This is a genomic window from Streptomyces sp. NPDC043685 (assembly GCF_056436585.1).
The window spans coordinates 177217-194657 of record NZ_JBWKCH010000008.1; the positions used below are offsets into that span (position 1 = coordinate 177217).

A 17441-nucleotide genomic window follows, 5' to 3' on the forward strand; every position below is an offset into this window, starting at 1 on the left:
TGGGTTACTTGACCGACCCCGCCATGACTCCCTGCACGAAGTGCCTCTGGAACGCGAAGAACACGGCGACCGGGACGACCAGGGACACGAACGCCCCGGGGGCCAGGACGTCGATGTTGCTGCCGAACTGGCGTATCTGGGACTGGAGTTCCACGGTCAGCGGCTGTGAGGAGCTGTCCGCGAAGAGCAGGGCGACCAGCATGTCGTTCCACACCCACAGGAACTGGAAGATGGCCAGGGACGCGATCGCGGGCCGGCCCACGGGCAGGACGAGCCGCGTGAAGATGCGCCACTCGGTGCCGCCGTCCATGCGCGCGGCCTCCAGCATCTCCTTCGGCATCTCGGCGAAGTAGTTCCGCAGCAGGAACACCGCGAAGGGAAGACCGTAGGCCACGTGGAAGAGGACGACGCCGGGGATGGTGCCGAACAAGCCCAGCTGGCCGAAGAGTTTGGCGACCGGCAGCAGGCCGATCTGCACGGGCACCACCAGCAGCGCGACCACGACCAGGAAGATCGTCTCCCGCCCGGGGAAGTCCAGCCACGCGAAGGCGTACCCCGCGAGGGCCGCGACCACCACGACGAGCACCGTCGTGGGCACCGATATCAGCACCGTGTTCCAGAACGCCTGCGTGATGCCGGCGTTCCCGAGCAGCGACGAGTAGTTGTCGAAGGACAGCTGCCCGGGGCTGGAGAACACCGTCCACCAGCCGCCCTTCGCCGTGTCCTCGGCGGACCGCAGCGAGGACAGGAACAGCCCGGCCAGGGGCGTCATCCACACCAGGCCGATCACCACGAGGAAGGCCTGCACGGCCCCGTGGCCCAACCCGCGCCGGACCGCGTTCATCGCTGACTCCTTCGGAAGCGGCGGACGTTGAACACCATGGCCGGGACGACCAGCAGCAGGAGCAGCACGCCGAGGGCGCTGCCGAGCCCCTGGTTGTTGCCGCCGCCGAACGACACCAGCCACATCTGGGTCGCGAGCACGGTCGCGTCCTCCTGCACGGGCCCGGGCGCGATGATGTAGACGAGGTCGAAGACCTTCATCACGTTGATGACGAGGGTGATGAACACGACCGACAGGACGGGTGCCAGCAGCGGCACCGTGATGCGCCGGAAGATCTGCCACTCGTTCGCGCCGTCCATCCGCGCCGCCTCCAGGGCGTCCCGCGGCAGTGTGGACAGGCCGGCGCCGATCAGCACCATGGCGAAGCCGGTCCAGATCCACAGGTAGGCGCCGATGATCGCCGGGGTGACCAGCGCCGGTCCGAGCCAGGAGACGCCCTCGTAGGGCTGGGCGAAGTTCGACGCAGGCAGCCTCACCTGGTAGGAGCCCGACGCCAGTCCCTCGAAGCGGAAGGAGCCGTCGGCGGCCGTGGTGGTCGTGGCGATCGTCTCGCCGTCGCGGACCGCCTCGACCTTGGTCTCCGGCAGGCCGCTCTCCCGCCGGTCGACCGCGCCCTGCTTCCCTCCCCCGCCGGGCACGAAGTCCAGGTAGACCACACCGCGCAGTTCGTCGGGGCCGGCTTTCCGCCCCGCCGCCTCGAACGCCGGCTCGGCTCCGCCGGGCAGGTCGCCGGGCTGTACGCCGACCAGGCCCAGCGTCACCGCGTCGCCGGGGGACACGCTCGAACTCGTGCGGTAAGAGCCGTCCTTGTCCTTCGTCAGGCCCTGACCGTCGCGCGCCCGGGCCGTCGGATAGGTGGACTGCGCCTTGAAGGCGTCGTGGACGGAGACGACCGCGGCGTTGAGCACGCCCTTGTCGGGGTCCTCGTCGTAGGCGAGCCGGAAGATGATGCCGGCGGCGAGGAAGGAGACCGCCATCGGCATGAAGAGGAGCAGCTTGAAGGCCGTCGCCCAGCGGACCTTCTCCACCAGCACGGCGAGGATCAGTCCGAGTCCGGTGAGCAGGGCCGGGGCGATGACGACCCAGATGGCCGTGTTGCGTACGGCTTTGAGGGTCGCCGGGTCGCGGAACATCTCGGCGTAGTTGTCGCCGCCGACGAAGTTCGTCCCGGAGGCGTCGAAGAAGCTGCGGCCGATGCTGAACAGCACGGGGTAGACGACGAGCGCCCCGAGCAGGAGCAGCGCGGGCAGCACGAACAGCAGGGCGATGATCTTCCCGCGCCGGCGCAGTCGCAGGGTGCGGTCGGCGACCGGGCCCGGCGGTGGGGGGCTCGTGTCCTTCACGAGGGTGGCTGTCATGGCGTATCAGTCCTGGTACGCCTTGGCCGCCGCGGCCTCCAGCTTCGCCGCGGTGCCCTTGGGGTCGGACGGGTCGCGCAGGAAGTCCTGGAGGAGCTTCCACTCGCCGGTGCCCTTGGTACCGCCGAAGGCGGCCGGGGCCTGGTCGGACATGTCGAAGCGGACCGAGTCCCCGGCCTGGACGAGGGACTTGGCGGTGGCGCGGGTGACGTCGTCGCCGTAGGCGGCGGGGTCGAGCTTCTTGTTCGGGGAGAGGAAGCCGCCGGCCTCGGCCCACACCGCGGACGCCTCGGGGGTGGCCAGGTACTCCAGGAGGGCCTGGGCGGCCTTCTGGTTCTTGCCGTCCTTGAGGACGACGGCCGCGTCACCGCCGCTGACGACCGGTGCCTCGCCGCCGCCGACCGCCGGGAAGGGGAAGAAGTTCGCGTCCTGGCCGACCTTCTTGCCGAACTGGTCCTTGGCGACACCGGCGACGAAGTCGCCCTCGTAGACCATGCCGGCCTCGGGCTCGGGGCCGAACACCTTCTCCACGGAGCCGGGGAAGTCGGTGTTCAGGGCGCCCTTCTGGCCGCCCGCGATGAGCTGCTTGTCCTTGAAGAGCTTGCCGAGGGTGGTGAGGGCGTCGACGACGGAGGCGTCGGTCCACTTCAGCCGGTGCGCGGCGAGGGCGTCGTACTTCTCGGGTCCGGCCTGGGAGAGGTAGACGTTCTCGAACCAGTCGGTGAGGGTCCAGCCGTCCTGCCCGGCGACGGAGAACGCGGCGAGCCCGGAGTCGGAGACGGTCCGCCCGGCCTTCAGCATCTCGTCGTAGGACTTCGGGGGCTTCACGCCGGCCTGCTCAAGGGCGTCGGGGCTGTACCAGACGGTCGACTTGTGGGCGGCCTTGAAGTAGAGGCCGTAGAGGGTGCCGTCGACGCTGCCGTACTTCTTCCACACGGGGGCGTAGCCCGCGTCGACGGCCTGCTCGGTCTTCTTCGACAGCGGCTTGAGCCAGCCCTTCTGCGCGAACTGCTTGAGCACGCCGACCTGCGGGACCATCACGACGTCGGGGGCGTTGCCGCCCTCGATCTTGCTGCCGACGACGGTGGAGACGTTGTCGCCGGTGGAGACGAACTGCGTCTTGGCGCCGGTCTTCTCGGTGAAGGCGTCCAGCACCTTCTGGAAGTTCTTCTGCTCGGTGCCGGACCAGACGCCGGCCACGGTGATCGACTGGCCGCTGAGCGCCTTGTCACCGCCGCCGGCCGAGACGGGTCCGCCGCCGCAGGCGGTCGCGCCGAGCGCGAGGGCGAGAGCGGTGCAGCCGGTGAGCAGGGTGGTACGTCGTCGCATCATCGTTGATGTCCCTTCGGGGAGTTGACCTGCGAAGCGTTCGCTCGCGGGGCGATCAGGAACGGATCCACCAGGCGGCCGTCGACCCGGAGAGCACTCCGGGCGGGCAGGGGCCGCTGGCGAGCAGGGGGGAGCCGGGGACCGGCGCCGGTGTGGGAGCGGTACCGAAGTTGACGGCGCACACCAGGTCGCCGCGCTCGAAGGCCAGGACGCCGGGCGGGGCGTCCAGCCAGCGCAGTGTGCCCTCGCCCAACTGGGGCAGCGCGGAGCGCAGTTGCAGACCGTCGCGGTACAGGTGCCAGAAGGAGCGGGTGTCGGCGAGGGCGCGGTCGGTGGCGTACTCGGCGAAGTACTCCGGCTGCGGCAGCCAGGGCTTGGCGCTCTCGACGCCCGGGGTGAAGCCGAACGGCGAGGCCTGGCCCGACCAGGGCAGCGGCACGCGGCAGCCGTCGCGGATGCGGGCCCGGCTGCCGGTGCGGCGGAAGATCGGGTCGGTGAGCACGTCGTCGGGCAGATCGACGACCTCGGGCAGGCCGAGTTCCTCGCCCTGGTAGATGTAGGCGGCGCCCGGCAGGGCCAGCATCAGCAGCGCTGCGGCGCGGGCGCGGGCGGCGCCGAGGCCGCTGCGCTCGGTGGCGGGTTCGCCGTAGCGGGTGACGGTGCGGACCTGGTCGTGGTTGTTGAGGACCCAGGTGACGGTCGAGCCGGTGCCGGCGATGTCCTGCATGGCCTCCGAGATGACCTTGCGGAAGGCGTCGGGGTCCCAGGGGGCGCTCAGCAGGTCGAAGAAGAAGGCCTGGTGCAGTTCGTCGGGCCGCACGTACCGGGCGTGCTCGCGGGCGGTGGGTACGGAGACCTCGCCGACGAGGAGGCGTTCGCAGCCGTCGCGCTCGGTGTACTCCTCGCATATGGAGCGCCAGCGGCGCCACACGTCGTGCACCTCGGGCTGGTTCCAGGCGAGCGGGTTGACCGAGTCACGGGTGCGGGCGTCGGCCTCCGGGTCGTCGGAGTCGGGCAGCCGGGGGTGCTTGAAGAGTCCGGCGGCGACGTCGATGCGGAAGCCGTCGATGCCCCGGTCCAGCCAGAAGCGCAGGATGCGGTCGAACTCGGCGGCGATCTCGGGGTTGCGCCAGTTCCAGTCGGGCTGCTCGGGCGCGAACATGTGCAGGTACCACTGGCCGGGCCGGCCGTCCGGTTCGGTCACCCGGGTCCAGGCGGGGCCGCCGAACATCGAGTGCCAGTTGTTGGGCGGCTCGGATCCGCCGGGGCCGCGGCCGTCGGCGAAGTGGAAGCGGGCCCGGGCGGGGCTGCCGGGGGACGCCGCCAGCGCCTCGCGGAACCAGGGGTGCTCGCTGGAGCAGTGGTTCGGAACGATGTCGAGCAGCACCTTGACGCCGAGCCGGTGCGCGGAGCCGACCAGCTGGTCGAACTCGCCGAGGTCCCCGAAGAGCGGGTCGACGTCGCAGTAGTCGGCCACGTCGTAGCCGTGGTCGTGCTGCGGCGAGGGGTAGAAGGGGCTCAGCCAGATCCCGTCGACGCCGAGCTTCTTGAGGTACGGCAGTCCGGCCCGGACTCCGGCGAGATCGCCGATGCCGTCGCCGGTGCTGTCGAGGAAGCTGCGGACGTACACCTGGTAGATGACCGCGTCCCGCCACCAGTGGTGGTACTTACTGAGCATGCATGCATGTTAGGTAGCGGGGTCAGAAGGGTGTCAACGAAAAGAACAGAAGTAACCGGCCGGTCGGCCTGACAACCTGGGACTTATCCGGACACAACGAAGCCAGTTGAAATGGCCTCGTTACCTAACGTGTAACTAGCGGCTGGAGACGGCTGCCAGTTCCCGCGCCAGCCGGCGCACCGCCGCACCGGACGTCTGCCGCCCGGCCATCGCGTCGTGCACGACCGCCTGCACCACCAGGCTGACCTGGTCGTAGTGCGCGCTCTTGGGACGCGGCGCGGCCGCGAGCACACTCGTGCGCAGGGTCGGCAGGTAGGGGAACCTGCGGATGAGCGCGGGGTCCTGGTAGAGATCGGCCCGCACGGGCGGCAGCGCCCCCCGGGTGAGGACCTGGCGCTGGACGCGCTCACCGGTGAGGTACGCGATCAGGCGGGCCGCCGAGTCGGGGTGCCGCGTGTGCGCGCTGACGGCCAGGTTGGAGCCGCCCAGGACGCTCGTCCCCGGCCCGTCGGGACCCGGCAGGGGTACGGCGCCGACCTTCCCCGCCACCTTCGAACCGGGGGCGGAGGCGCCCACGTAGGCGTACGGCCAGTTCCGCAGGAAGAGCAGCCGGCCGTCCTGGAAGGCCTGCTTGGACTCCTCCTCCTTGTACGTCAGCGCTTCCCTGGGGATCCAGCCCTCGCGCACTCCGCGCGCCAGGAATCCGATGCCCTCGCGGGCCGCCGCCGAGTCGACGGTGACGCGCTCGCCCTCGTCGCCGAGGATCGAGCCGCCCGCCGAGTAAACGGCCTCGGCCGCGTTCACGGTGAGCCCCTCGTAGGGCAGGAACTGTCCGGCGTAGCCGTCGAGGCCGTACTCCGGGGCGATGGTCTTCGCGTACCGCTCCAGCTCCGCCCAGGTGCGCGGCGGCGCGACGCCCTCCTTCGCGAGGACGTCCTTGCGGTACAGCAGCAGGCCGGCGTTGGTGACGTACGGGACGGCGTAGAGCTGCCGGTCGTAGGTCGCCGTGTCCACGACCGGCTGGAGGAAGGTCTTCAGCGGGAAGCGGTCCCGGGGCAGGGGTCTGATCCAGCCCGCTGCGGCGAACTCCGAGGTCCAGTTGACGTCGATGTTGAGCACGTCGAACCGGCTGCGGTCGCCGTCGCGCAGGTCGGTGGCCATCTGGGCCCGGGTCTCGTCGGCGGAGTCCGGCAGCTCGACGAGGGTGACCTTCTCGCCGGGGTGCGTACGGTTCCAGCCCTCCAGCAGGGGGCCGAGGTAGCCGGTGAGGTCTCCGGCGGTGGCCAGGGTGAGCGGCCCGCGGGCGCCCTCGGCGGGCTCTCCGGCCTGTGCTCCTGCCGAGACGTAGCCGGTCAGGACCACGACGAGAACGAGAAGGCCCCTACCCGCGGCATGGATCCACCGCATAGGTTCCTCCCTGTACACCGGCGCTGGGCACCCTCGCCCGGACAGAGGCCATGTATACCTGTTAGGTATGGGCGATACTAGGGCCTGGAGCACATTGGCCCGGACAGGAGGACTGCACGCGTGCGCCTGCCCCTCCTGGCACTCCTCGCCCGCGGACCCGCCCACGGCTACGAGCTCAAGCAGGACCTTGAGCAACTGCTGGGCTCCGCGTACCCTCAGCCGAACGTCGGCCAGATCTATGTGACCCTCGGCCGCCTCGAGAAGTCGGGACTGATCGAGGGCGAGGACGTGGCACAGTCCAGCCGGCCCAACAAGAAGGTCTACCACCTCACCGAGGCCGGGCGGGAGGCGGTGCGCGCCTGGTTCGAGGCGCCCGAGGACGAGCCGCGCGTGCGGGACGAGTTCTTCATGAAGCTGGCGCTCGCTCCGCGGACCGGTCTCGCCGAGCAGATCACCCTGATCAACCAGCAGCGACGCCAGTACCTGAACACCATGCGGCAGCTGTCGAAGCTGACCGCCGCCGAAGACCGCGACAACCGCATCGCCCATCTGCTGATCGAGGGCGCGATGCTGCACCTGCAGGCCGACCTCGACTGGCTGGAGCGGTGCCAGGAAGAGCTGGAGGAGCTGGAGTGAGCGACGACCGTCCCGCTCCTGTGCTGCGCGCCGAGGGGCTGGTCAAGACGCACCACGGCGAGGGCGCCCCGGCGCACGCCGTGCGCGGGGTCGACCTGTGCGTGAGGCACGGCGAGTTCGTGGCGATCACCGGCCCGTCTGGCGCGGGCAAGTCGACGCTGCTGCATCTGCTCGGCGGGCTCCAGCGGCCGGACGCCGGTCACCTCTGGCTGGACGGCGAGTCCACCGACACCTACGGCGAGGCCCGCTGGGCGGTGGAGCGCAGGAAGCGGATCGGGATCGTCTTCCAGTTCTTCAACCTCGTGTCGAACCTGTCCGTGGCCGACAACGTGGAGCTGCCCGCCCTGCTCGCCGGGACCCCGCCGAAGCGGGCGCGCGCCGAGCGGGAGGCGCTGCTGGCCGAGCTGGGCCTGACGGGCAAGGAGCGCAGCATGCCGGGTGAGCTGTCCGGCGGTGAGCAGCAGCGCGTCGCCCTGGCCCGGGCCCTGGTCAACCACCCGCCGCTGCTGCTGGCCGACGAGCCCGCGGGCAGCCTCGACTCCAAGGGCACCCGCGAGGTGATGCGGCTGTTGTCCCGCTTCCACCAGCGCGGCCAGACGATCGTGCTGGTCACACATGACGCCCGGCTGGCGAGCGCCGCGGACCGGGTGATCAGCTTCTTCGACGGCCGGATCGCCGACGACGCGGAACTCGACGGCGGCACCACCCCACCGCGCCGCTCCGGGATATCCGGCGTGCTGGAGCTGAAGGACTGACATGCGGGTGTACGACGACCCCCGAAGGGGCTGACCCGGATGCGAGCCACCCTGCGCTGGGCCCACTCCGATCTGCGCACGCACCGCGGCGAGGCGCTGTTCCTCGTCCTCGCCACCGCGGGCATCGTCGCCTCCCTGCTGCTGGCCACGGCCCTGTTCGGGTACGCCACCAACCCCTGGCAGCGGGTGTTCACGCAGTCGCACGGCGCGCATGTGTGGCTGCACACCGACGCGGCGGCCGACACCGGGAAGCTGGCCGCGCTGGACGGTGTCGACGCCGTCGCCGGTCCCTACCCCACCGCCGCCACCACGGTCTCCTCCCGTGGCAGCCGCGCCTCCGTCGAACTGCGAGCCACCCCCGAGCGGCCCTCCGTGGGCCGCCCGCCGCTCGTCTCAGGACACTGGCTGGACCCCTCGACCCCGAACGGCGTGGTGCTGGAGAGCCGCCTGGCGCGTGCCCTGCTGGCCGGGCCCGGCGACACCCTCACCGTGCCGGGCACCGCCCGGGAGCTGACCGTCGTGGGCCTCGCCGACAGTGCCGAGCCGCGCTACCGGCCCGGTGAGCAGCCGGGCCTGGTCTGGGCGCTGCCGTCGGCCGTGCCGGACCCGGGCGGCCAGGTGATCGGACTGCGCCTGACGGACCCGGGCGACACCTCGTACCTCGTCCAGCGCGCCGTGACCGTGCTGGGAGCCGGGACGATCGGCGAGGTCTCCACCTGGCAGCAGGCCAGGTCCGAGGCCCAGGGCGACAACCGGCTGCTCGGTCAGGTGCTGGGCCTGTTCGGGCTGGGCGCGCTGGTCGCGGCCGGATTCGCGGTGCACGGGGCGATCGGCACCCGTATCCGCGGCCACCTGCGCGACCTGTCCGTGCTGAAGGCCATCGGCTTCACACCCGGCCAGGTGGTCCGGATCTTCCTCCTCCAGCACCTGGCCTACGCCCTGCTGGGCGCCGTGGCCGCCGCCGGCCTCGCCGAGGTCCTGGGGAGCCGGATCCCGGGGCGGCTCGGGGACGCGGTCGGGGTGTGGCAGGGGCTGCCCGGGCACACCGTGGCGCTGCTCGTGGTCCCCGCGGGCGCCGTGCTGTTCATCGGCGCGACCACCGGGCTGGCCGCCTGGCGGGCCGGGCGCGTACCGCCGGTGCCCGTGCCGCGACCCGCCGCGCCCTCGGGCGGACGGCTGTCCGGCGTGGCCCGCGGGGCGCTCGGTGTGCGGATCCCGCCCGCGCTGGTGCTGGGCTGGCACAAGGCGTTCACCCGCCGCCCCCGTTCCCTGGCCACCGTCGCCCGCCTGGCGCTGCCGCTGCTGCTGATCGTCGTGGCGATGAGCGCCTGGACCACTCTGGACCGCTTCCACAGCGAGCCCGAGCGGATCGGTCTGCCCACCACGCTCAGCGTCCGCGCCGACGCCGGCCGGAGCGAGGAGCAGACCCGCACGCTGCTGGAACGGGACCCGCAGGTGGCCGCCGCCTACCCGGGCGTCGAGACGGCCGCCCTGGTCCCGGGCCAGACGGCGACCATCGCACTGCGGGGCCTCGGCACCCACCGGGACCCCTATCCGTACACCCTGGCCGAGGGCCGCGCCGCCCGTGGCGCCGACGAGGCCGTGGCCGGGCAGGGGCTGCTCGACCTGCTGGACGTGCGGGTCGGTGACTGGGTCCGGATGACCGTCGGCGACCAGCCGCAGATCCTGCACATCGTGGGCCGCAGCATCGAGCCGGAGAACGCCGGCCGGGTCATCTCCACATCGCTCGACACCCTGCGCGCGAACGATCCGGGCCTGCGCCCGACGCTCTACGAGCTCCGGCTGGACCCCGGCGCCGACCCCGGGGAGGTCGCCGGCCGGCTCGCCGCGGCCGGGCGCGGCCATCTCGACGTGCACACGGTGGCCAACCCGGCGGACGGGCTGTCCCCGCTGCGGGCGGTCGTGGCCGGGCTGATCGCCGTGCTCGCCCTCATCGGACTCATCGAGCTGCTGACCGCGATCGGCGGCACCGTCCGCGAGAGCGAACGGGACCTGCTGGCCCTGAAGGCCATCGGCCTGTCCCCCCGGCAAATCACCGCGATCACGGTCACCGCCACCGGCCTCACGGCTCTGGCGGCCGTCCTGGCCGCCACCGCCCTGGGACTGCCGCTCGCCCACTGGCTGATCGACGCCCAGGGCAGATCCAGCGGCATCGGCGCCGGGATCGCCCAGGGCCCGTCCGCCCCGCTGGTGCTGCTGCTCGGCGCGGCGGCGGTGCTCTGCGCGGCGGCCCTGGCGGCCGTCCCCGCCGCCCGGGCGGCACGGCGCCGGCTCGCGGACACCCTCAGCGCGGTGGCCTGACCTCGCCGCAGGTCAGCCGCCGTAGGGGCGCTGCGGGGTGTACGGCGGCTGCGGGGTGTACGGCGGCTGCGGGGTGTACGGCGGCTGCGGGGTGTACGGCGGCTGCGGGGTGTACGGCGGCCGAGGGGGCGGGGCGTAGGGGTGCTGCTGCCCGCCCGGCGTGTGGGGATGGGCGTACGGGTTCCCCTGTGGGGGCAGGTGCGGCGCTCCCGCCGGGGGCATGCCGAAAGCCGTCGGCGGGACCAGTCCGGGGGCCGGTGCGAGAGTCGCCGGATGGGCCTTCAGCCGGATCCCGTACCGCCGCTTGAGCCGCCCCATCTCCAGCAGCGCGATGGCGGTCACGGTCACCGGAGCGCCCAGGATGAAGACGATCCCGAGGGTGAGGCTGAGCCCGTGCAGATCACCGGTGACGAGGTCCGGGACGGCCACCAGCCAGCTGGTCACGATGGCGAGCAGCGGCGGCAGAGCGCGGTGCACGGCGGCCGTGCCGAAGAAGTTGCCGGAGACCCGCAGCGCCCCGTAGGCCGTGAAGATCAGCATCCACATCATCGTCAGCCCGACCCCGATGATGACGGCGGGGTTCGCCGACCCGTTCACGGTCTGCACCAGGCCCAGCAGAGCGGCCACGCAACCGACGAACAGCACAAGCAGCAGCAGGGAGTTGACCAGGGGCACCCGCAGCTGCCGCACCGTGCCGCCGCGCCGCCAGACCCACAGCATCGCCCCGACCGTCAGCGGGGTGAGGAAGAGCAGGACGACGGAGGCCGTCATCGCGTTCTCCAACAGCTCCGTGAAGTCGAAGCCGCCCTCGACGAAGGTGAAGACCCCGAGGGAGGTGACCGCTCCGGCGATGACGCGGAACCGCTTGAGGCGTTCCACCGACGGATCGAGGGGCTGCGGTATCCACGCGGGGTGGAACACCGCCCGCGCCACGTCCTGGGGTCTCAGCAGGGACCGGGCCGTCAGGGTGCCGCCGGTCCAACTACCGCGTGTGCGTGCCACTTCGCGCTCCCCCGAGCACTCGCCGTGATGATCGCCCGGGATTCTACGGGAAGCGGACGGCGCGCTGCCGCCCGCTTCCGCCGGGCGGCCGTTTCACTGCCGCCCGCTGTCCGTCGGGCCGTGTCACTGCCGGCCGCGCAGCTCCCGGTACGTGGCGACCAGCGCCTTGGTGGAGGCGTCCAGGCCCTCGACCTCGGCGCCCTCGGTCAGGGCGGGCTCGACGCGTTTGGCCAGGACCTTGCCCAGCTCCACGCCCCACTGGTCGAAGGAGTCGATGTTCCACACGGCGCCCTGCACGAACACCTTGTGCTCGTAGAGGGCGACCAACTGCCCGAGCACGGACGGCGTCAGCTCGGGCGCGAGGATCGTGGTCGTCGGATGGTCACCCCGGAAGGTCTTGTGCGGCACCAGTTCCTCCGGCACGCCCTCGGCCCGCACCTCGTCCGGGGTCTTGCCGAAGGCGAGCGCCTGCGTCTGGGCGAAGAAGTTGGCCATCAGCAGGTCGTGCTGGGCCTTGAGCTGATCGCTCAGCTCGCCCACCGGCCTCGCGAAGCCGATGAAGTCCGCCGGGATGAGCTTCGTGCCCTGGTGGATGAGCTGGTAGTAGGCGTGCTGCCCGTTGGTGCCGGGCGTGCCCCACACCACCGGTCCGGTCTGCCAGTCCACCGCCCGCCCGTCCCGGCCGACGTACTTGCCGTTGGACTCCATGTCGAGCTGCTGGAGGTAGGCGGTGAACTTGGACAGGTAGTGGCTGTAGGGCAGCACCGCGTGGGACTGGGCGTCGTGGAAGTTGCCGTACCAGATGCCCAGCAGGCCCAGCAGCAGCGGCACGTTGGACTCGGCGGGCGCGGTCCGGAAGTGCTCGTCGACGATGCGGAAGCCGTCGAGCATCTCCCGGAAACGGTCCGGGCCGATCGCGATCATCAGGGCCAGCCCGATCGCGGAGTCGTAGGAGTAGCGGCCGCCGACCCAGTCCCAGAACTCGAACATGTTGGCCGTGTCGATGCCGAACTCGGCGACCTTCTCGGCGTTCGTGGACAGCGCGACGAAGTGCTTGGCGACGGCGGCCTCGTCGCCGAGGGCGTCCAGCAGCCAGGAGCGGGCGGAGGTGGCGTTGGTGACCGTCTCGATGGTGGTGAAGGTCTTCGAGGCGATGACGAACAGGGTCTGTGCCGGGTCCAGGTCGCGGATCGCCTCGTGCAGGTCGGCGCCGTCCACGTTCGACACGAAACGCACCGTCAGCGACCGGTCGGTGAAGGCGCGCAGCACCTCGTACGCCATCGCGGGGCCGAGGTCGGAGCCGCCGATGCCGACGTTGACGATGTTCCGGATCCGCTTGCCGGTGTGGCCGGTCCACTCGCCCGACCGGACCCGGTCGGCGAAGTCCGCCATCTTGTCGAGCACGGCGTGCACCTCGGGCACCACGTTCTGGCCGTCGACCTCGATCACCGCGTCCCGGGGGGCGCGCAGCGCGGTGTGCAGCACGGCCCGGTCCTCGGTCGTGTTGATCCTCTCGCCGCGGAACATGGCGTCCCGGAGCCCGAAGACATCGGTGGCGGCGGCCAGTTCGCGCAGCAGCCGCAGGGTGTCGTCGGTGACCAGGTGCTTGGAGTAGTCGACGTACAGGTCACCGACCCGCAGGGTGTACGCGGTGCCGCGGCCGGAGTCGGCGGCGAACAGCTCGCGCAACCCGACCTCGGCCAGTTCCTCACGGTGCTTGGCCAGTGCCGTCCACTCGGGCGTCTGGTTGAGCCTCGTACGGCCGTCTGCGTTCATCTGGGACTTCAGCCTTCTTTCCTGTCCTGCCTGCGTACCTTGCCCCGCTGCCGGTCCCAACCTAATGGAGCGGGGCGGGACATCGGCCGTCGTGGCGCCGTCCTCCGGCTCGACAACGGATACGTTCATCCGGAGCACGGGTATCAACGCGATGACGGCGAGGACGAAGAAGGCGGCCGTGAGCAGGGGCGGGGTGTTCGGTCCCCGGGCGGCGGCGACGGCTCCGCCCAGCAGGGCGCCGAGGGGCACTCCGGCGTAGGCCAGGGTCCGGAAGGCCGCACTGACCCGGCCCAGCATCCCGGCGGGGCTGCGCTCCTGCATGAGCGTCGTGGTGTTGACGTTCCACACCATGCCCAGGAGCCCGAACAGGGCCAGCGCGCCCACCAGGACGGTCAGGCTCCGGACGGTGCCCATGACCACGAGGAGCGCGGTCTGCACCGAGCCGGCGAGCAGCACCGAGCGCGGCCGGCCGAGCCGCGCCACCAGCCGGCCGTTCACCACTCCCCCGGCCAGGCTGCCCAGGGTGAAGGCGGTGCCCGCCGCCGCGTAGCCGGCCGGGCCCGCCCGGAGCCAGTCGGTGACGAGGACGACCAGCAGGGCGAGCAGGGTGCCCATGCCGATGTTGCACAGGGCGGTGGCGGCGCACAGGGCGCGCAGGGCGCGGTCGCGCCACAGGGTGTGCAGCCCCTGCGCGATCTCCCGGCGCAGTGTGCTGCCCGCCGGTCTGGGCTTCGGGGCGGGTCCGGCGGCCGGCAGGGCGGCGATCAGGGCAGAGGCCGCGAGGAAGGTCACGGCGTCGGCCGCGAAGGGCACGGCCGTCCCGGCGGCCAGCAGCAGGGGCACGACGGGGCCGCCGAGCAGACCGCCCGCGATGCGCTGACCGGTCATCAGCCGGGCGTTGGCACTGCCGAGCGCGTCCCGGTCGACCAGGGCGGGCAGCAGGGCCGTGGCGGCGTTGTCGAAGAGGGTCTGGAGGGTGGTGAGCGCGACGGCCAGCGCGATGAGCAGACCGATCGAGGTGTGCCCGAGGGCGACGGCCAGCGCGAAGGCGGCGACCAGCAGGCCGCGCAAGGCGTCCACCGTCCACATGGCCCGCCGCTGGTCCACCCGGTCGGCGACGGCCCCGCCGAGCAGGCCGAAGACGATCCAGGGCAGATAGCCGCAGGCCGTGACCGAGGCGATGAGCAGCGGATCGTCGGTCAGGGTCACGGCCAGCAGGGGCAGGGCGGCCGTGCGCAGCGCGTCGCCGAAGCTGGACAGCACAGCGGCGCTCCACAGCCGTCCGAAGCCCCCGCGCCACGCGGGCGCCCGGACGCTCCCCACCTCGACCGCGACCACCGCTCCCCCTCATGGTTCGTTGGATGCACAAACCGTAGAGGGCCCCACTGACAATCGGTCGGTGAAAGAGCCGGGAGGCGACTTCGGCCGGGCACCCACGGGTGTCCGGCCGGTTCTCAGATCTAGATCTCGCCCCGCAGTTTGGCGAGCGCCTCGGCGAGGATCGCCTCGCCGTCCGCGTCGCTGCGCCGCTCCCGCACGTACGCCAGGTGCGTCTTGTAGGGCTCGGTGCGCGGCGGGGCCGGCGGGTTGTCGCGGTCCTGGCCTGCCGGGAAGCCGCAGCGGGGGCAGTCCCAGGTATCGGGCACCTGCGCGTCGCTGGCGAAGCTCGGCTGGGTTTCGTGTCCGTTGGAGCACCAGAAGGAGATGCGCAGCCGCGGCGCGGACTCGCCGCGCTCGGCCTCGCCCATCGGCCCCGCCCCGACCCGGCTTCCCCGGATCGCGTTGCCACTTGCCACGGTCGTAACTCCCTGCGTGATGGTGCCGCGAAGCGAGTCGGCGTTCCGCTTCGCTGCGAGCGCCTCAGTCTACGTAAGGCCCAACGCGCGTCCAGTGATTGGAGTTACAACCCTCACACCTAGACGCAAGCCCCATGATAGGCCGCGCTCAGCTGCGCGTACCGAACATGGGGCCTTACGTACGAGTTCCGTGCGGATGGCGGCTCGGTCAGTTGTTCACCTTCATGAGGATGCCGAGCACGACGATGCAGGCGAACCACAGCAGACCGACCACGACGGTGATCCGGTCGAGGTTGCGCTCGGCGACGGAGGAGCCGCCGACGGAGGACTGCATGCCGCCACCGAACATGTCGGAGAGGCCGCCGCCCTTCCCCTTGTGCATCAGCACCAGCAGCATCAGCAGCAGGCTGAAGACGATCAGGGCGATCGAGAACCCCAAAACCACGGCTGGACCAACTTCCTCGGATTCGGACGGACGACGCGGGGCCCAGCACAGTGCTGGACCCCGCAAGGGTACGACGGATCGCCGCTAAGACATACTCACTGGTCGCGGAAGCGCACGATCTTGACGAACTCGTCGGCGTCCAGCGAGGCACCGCCGACCAGGGCGCCGTCGATGTCGGCCTGGGCCATGATCTCGGCGACGTTGCCCGACTTGACCGAGCCGCCGTACTGGATGCGGACCTTGTCGGCCAGCTCCTGGGAGTACAGCTCGGCGAGCTTGCCGCGGATCGCCGCGCAGACCTCCTGGGCGTCCTCGGCGCCGCAGACCTTGCCGGTGCCGATGGCCCAGACGGGCTCGTAGGCGATCACGACGGTCTCGGCGTGCTCGGCCGGGAGGTCCTTCAGACCGCCCTCGACCTGGGCGAGGGTGTGAGAGACGTGGTTGCCCGCCTCGCGGACCTCCAGCTCCTCGCCGACGCACAGGATCGGGGTGAGACCGTGCTTGTAGGCGGCCTTGACCTTGGCGTTCACCAGCTCGTCGGTCTCGGCGTGGTACTGGCGCCGCTCGCTGTGGCCGATGGCGACGTACGTGCACTTCAGCTTGGCCAGCATGGGGCCGGAGATCTCGCCGGTGAAGGCGCCGCCGTCGTGCGCCGAGATGTCCTGGGCGCCGTACTTGATCTTGAGCTTGTCCCCGTCGACCAGGGTCTGCACGGAGCGCAGGTCGGTGAAGGGGGGCAGGACGGCGACCTCGACGGCCTCGTAGTCCTTGTCGGCCAGGGCGAAGGCGAGCTTCTGGACGTGCGCGATGGCCTCGAGGTGGTTGAGGTTCATCTTCCAGTTGCCCGCCATCAGCGGCGTGCGCGTGCTCATTGAGGTCAGTCCTCCAGTGCGGCGAGTCCGGGGAGCGTCTTGCCCTCGAGGTATTCGAGGGAGGCGCCGCCACCGGTCGAGATGTGGCCGAATGCGTTCTCGTCGAAGCCCAGGATGCGGACGGCCGCGGCGGAGTCGCCACCGCCGACCACCGTGAAGGCCTGGGAGTCGAGGAGAGCCTGGGCGACCGCCTTGGTGCCCTCGGCGAAATCGGGGTGCTCGAAGACGCCCATGGGGCCGTTCCAGAAGACGGTGGCGGCGTCGGCGATCTTCGATGCGTACAGCTTGCGGGACTCGGGGCCGATGTCCAGCCCCATCTGGTCACCCGGCATGGCGTCCGCGGCCACGGTGCCGGCCTGCGCCGGTGCCTTGGTCTTGAGGTCCGGGAACTGCGGAGCGACCACGACGTCCAGGGGCAGGACCAGCTCCACGCCGTTCTTCTCGGCGCGCTCGATGTACTCCCGGACGGCCGGGAGCTGGTCCTCCTGGACCAGGGACGTGCCGATCTCGTGGCCCTTGGCCTTGAGGAAGGTGAAGACCATGCCGCCGCCGATGAGCAGGCGGTCGGCCTTGCCGAGCAGCTGGTCGATGACGGCCAGTTTGTCGGACACCTTGGCGCCGCCCAGGACGACCGCGTAGGGCCGCTTGACGTCGTCGGTGAGCTTGCGCAGGACGCCGACCTCGGTGGCGATGAGGTGGCCGGCGTAGTGCGGCAGCCGGGCGGGCAGGTCGAAGACCGACGCGTGTTTGCGGTGCACCGCGCCGAACCCGTCGCCGACGTAGACGTCCGCGAGGGCGGCGAGCTGGTCGGCGAAGGCGCCGCGTTCGGCGTCGTCCTTGCTGGTCTCGCCGGCGTTGAAGCGCAGGTTCTCCACCACGGCGACCCGGCCGTCGGCGAGAGCGGCGACGACGCCCCGGGCGGACTCGCCGACCGTGTCGGTCGCGAAGGCCACGTCGGCGCCGAGGAGTTCACCGAGCCGCGCGGCGGCCGGGGCCAGGGAGAAGGCCGGGTCCGGGGCGCCCTTGGGACGGCCCAGGTGGGAGGCGACGACCACGCGGGCGCCCGCCTCGGCGAGGGCCTTGACCGTGGGCAGCACCGCGCGGATGCGGCCGTCGTCGGTGATGGTCGTGCCGTCCAGCGGGACGTTCAGGTCGGCGCGGACGAAGACCCGCTTGCCCACCACTCCCTCGGAGAGGAGTTCGTCGATCGTCTTCATGAAG

The 17441-nt window shown here is 71.4% G+C and carries 14 protein-coding genes and 1 pseudogene; 3 read left to right on the top strand and 12 right to left on the bottom strand.

Translation table 11 applies throughout. From position 1 onward, the window contains the following. Positions 1–4: 4 nt before the first annotated feature. The 5 genes from AC0665_RS26245 to AC0665_RS26265 form a co-directional block, all read right to left on the bottom strand. Positions 5–844: a carbohydrate ABC transporter permease gene (locus AC0665_RS26245; protein ID WP_478705900.1), complete on the bottom strand. Its 840-nt coding sequence runs from the start codon at positions 842–844 to the stop codon at positions 5–7. Beyond that, the gene (locus AC0665_RS26250) at positions 841–2202 is read right to left on the bottom strand and encodes a carbohydrate ABC transporter permease (RefSeq protein WP_468411013.1); all 1362 of its coding nucleotides are present in this window, start codon (positions 2200–2202) and stop codon (positions 841–843) included. The genes AC0665_RS26245 and AC0665_RS26250 overlap by 4 nt, the downstream gene beginning before the upstream one ends. Before the next feature lie 6 nt (positions 2203–2208). Further along, a complete protein-coding gene (locus AC0665_RS26255) occupies positions 2209–3534 on the bottom strand; it encodes an ABC transporter substrate-binding protein (protein WP_468411015.1) in 1326 nt (441 codons plus the stop codon). Between the two features lie 52 nt (positions 3535–3586). Continuing rightward, positions 3587–5209, bottom strand: a complete 1623-nt coding sequence (locus tag AC0665_RS26260; protein ID WP_478607106.1) for a glycoside hydrolase family 13 protein — start codon at positions 5207–5209, stop codon at positions 3587–3589. Positions 5210–5344: 135 nt separating this feature from the next. Next, positions 5345–6616 carry an ABC transporter substrate-binding protein gene (locus AC0665_RS26265; RefSeq protein ID WP_468411019.1) on the bottom strand — a complete coding sequence of 424 codons (1272 nt, stop codon included), beginning with the start codon at positions 6614–6616 and terminating at the stop codon, positions 5345–5347. Positions 6617–6736: 120 nt separating this feature from the next. Here AC0665_RS26265 and AC0665_RS26270 point away from each other — a divergent pair, with 120 nt between their 5' ends. The 3 genes from AC0665_RS26270 to AC0665_RS26280 are packed head-to-tail and all read left to right on the top strand — an operon-like array spanning position 6737 to position 10329. Then, entirely contained in the window at positions 6737–7252 is a 516-nt protein-coding gene (locus AC0665_RS26270; RefSeq protein WP_478705901.1) for a PadR family transcriptional regulator, read from the top strand. Beyond that, positions 7249–8007 (top strand): ABC transporter ATP-binding protein, encoded by a 759-nt coding sequence (locus AC0665_RS26275; RefSeq protein WP_468637616.1) that lies wholly within the window; start codon positions 7249–7251, stop codon positions 8005–8007. The genes AC0665_RS26270 and AC0665_RS26275 overlap by 4 nt, the downstream gene beginning before the upstream one ends. 39 nt (positions 8008–8046) lie before the next feature. Beyond that, complete coding sequence (locus AC0665_RS26280) at positions 8047–10329, top strand: FtsX-like permease family protein (protein ID WP_478607109.1); 2283 nt, start codon at positions 8047–8049, stop codon at positions 10327–10329. A gap of 12 nt (positions 10330–10341) precedes the next feature. Here AC0665_RS26280 and AC0665_RS26285 read toward each other — a convergent pair whose 3' ends face one another. The 7 genes and pseudogenes from AC0665_RS26285 to AC0665_RS26315 form a co-directional block, all read right to left on the bottom strand. Continuing rightward, complete coding sequence (locus tag AC0665_RS26285) at positions 10342–11331, bottom strand: hypothetical protein (RefSeq protein WP_478705902.1); 990 nt, start codon at positions 11329–11331, stop codon at positions 10342–10344. Between the two features lie 123 nt (positions 11332–11454). Beyond that, positions 11455–13107 carry a glucose-6-phosphate isomerase gene (gene pgi, locus AC0665_RS26290; protein ID WP_366051285.1) on the bottom strand — a complete coding sequence of 551 codons (1653 nt, stop codon included), beginning with the start codon at positions 13105–13107 and terminating at the stop codon, positions 11455–11457. 129 nt (positions 13108–13236) lie between these two features. Beyond that, a pseudogene (locus tag AC0665_RS26295) lies at positions 13237–14445 on the bottom strand (MFS transporter); the annotation flags it as partial. Between the two features lie 122 nt (positions 14446–14567). Next, positions 14568–14903, bottom strand: a complete 336-nt coding sequence (locus AC0665_RS26300; protein ID WP_010352468.1) for an RNA polymerase-binding protein RbpA — start codon at positions 14901–14903, stop codon at positions 14568–14570. Positions 14904–15111: 208 nt separating this feature from the next. Continuing rightward, positions 15112–15348 carry a preprotein translocase subunit SecG gene (secG, locus tag AC0665_RS26305; protein WP_031121198.1) on the bottom strand — a complete coding sequence of 79 codons (237 nt, stop codon included), beginning with the start codon at positions 15346–15348 and terminating at the stop codon, positions 15112–15114. A 95-nt stretch (positions 15349–15443) separates the two neighbouring features. Beyond that, a complete protein-coding gene (gene tpiA, locus AC0665_RS26310) occupies positions 15444–16220 on the bottom strand; it encodes a triose-phosphate isomerase (protein ID WP_468411027.1) in 777 nt (258 codons plus the stop codon). 5 nt (positions 16221–16225) lie between these two features. Then, complete coding sequence (locus AC0665_RS26315; RefSeq protein ID WP_478705903.1) at positions 16226–17437, bottom strand: phosphoglycerate kinase; 1212 nt, start codon at positions 17435–17437, stop codon at positions 16226–16228. Positions 17438–17441: the final 4 nt, after the last annotated feature.

Excerpts from the sequence above, each read along its gene's own strand:
- AC0665_RS26245 (WP_478705900.1), bottom strand. The coding sequence starts at position 844 with ATGAACGCGGTCCGGCGCGGGTTGGGCCACGGGGCCGTGCAGGCCTTC.
- tpiA (WP_468411027.1), bottom strand. The coding sequence starts at position 16,220 with ATGAGCACGCGCACGCCGCTGATGGCGGGCAACTGGAAGATGAACCTC.
- AC0665_RS26315 (WP_478705903.1), bottom strand. The coding sequence starts at position 17,437 with ATGAAGACGATCGACGAACTCCTCTCCGAGGGAGTGGTGGGCAAGCGG.
- AC0665_RS26280 (WP_478607109.1), top strand. The coding sequence starts at position 8,047 with ATGCGAGCCACCCTGCGCTGGGCCCACTCCGATCTGCGCACGCACCGC.
- AC0665_RS26255 (WP_468411015.1), bottom strand. The coding sequence starts at position 3,534 with ATGATGCGACGACGTACCACCCTGCTCACCGGCTGCACCGCTCTCGCC.
- AC0665_RS26250 (WP_468411013.1), bottom strand. The coding sequence starts at position 2,202 with ATGACAGCCACCCTCGTGAAGGACACGAGCCCCCCACCGCCGGGCCCG.
- pgi (WP_366051285.1), bottom strand. The coding sequence starts at position 13,107 with ATGAACGCAGACGGCCGTACGAGGCTCAACCAGACGCCCGAGTGGACG.
- AC0665_RS26265 (WP_468411019.1), bottom strand. The coding sequence starts at position 6,616 with ATGCGGTGGATCCATGCCGCGGGTAGGGGCCTTCTCGTTCTCGTCGTG.
- AC0665_RS26260 (WP_478607106.1), bottom strand. The coding sequence starts at position 5,209 with ATGCTCAGTAAGTACCACCACTGGTGGCGGGACGCGGTCATCTACCAG.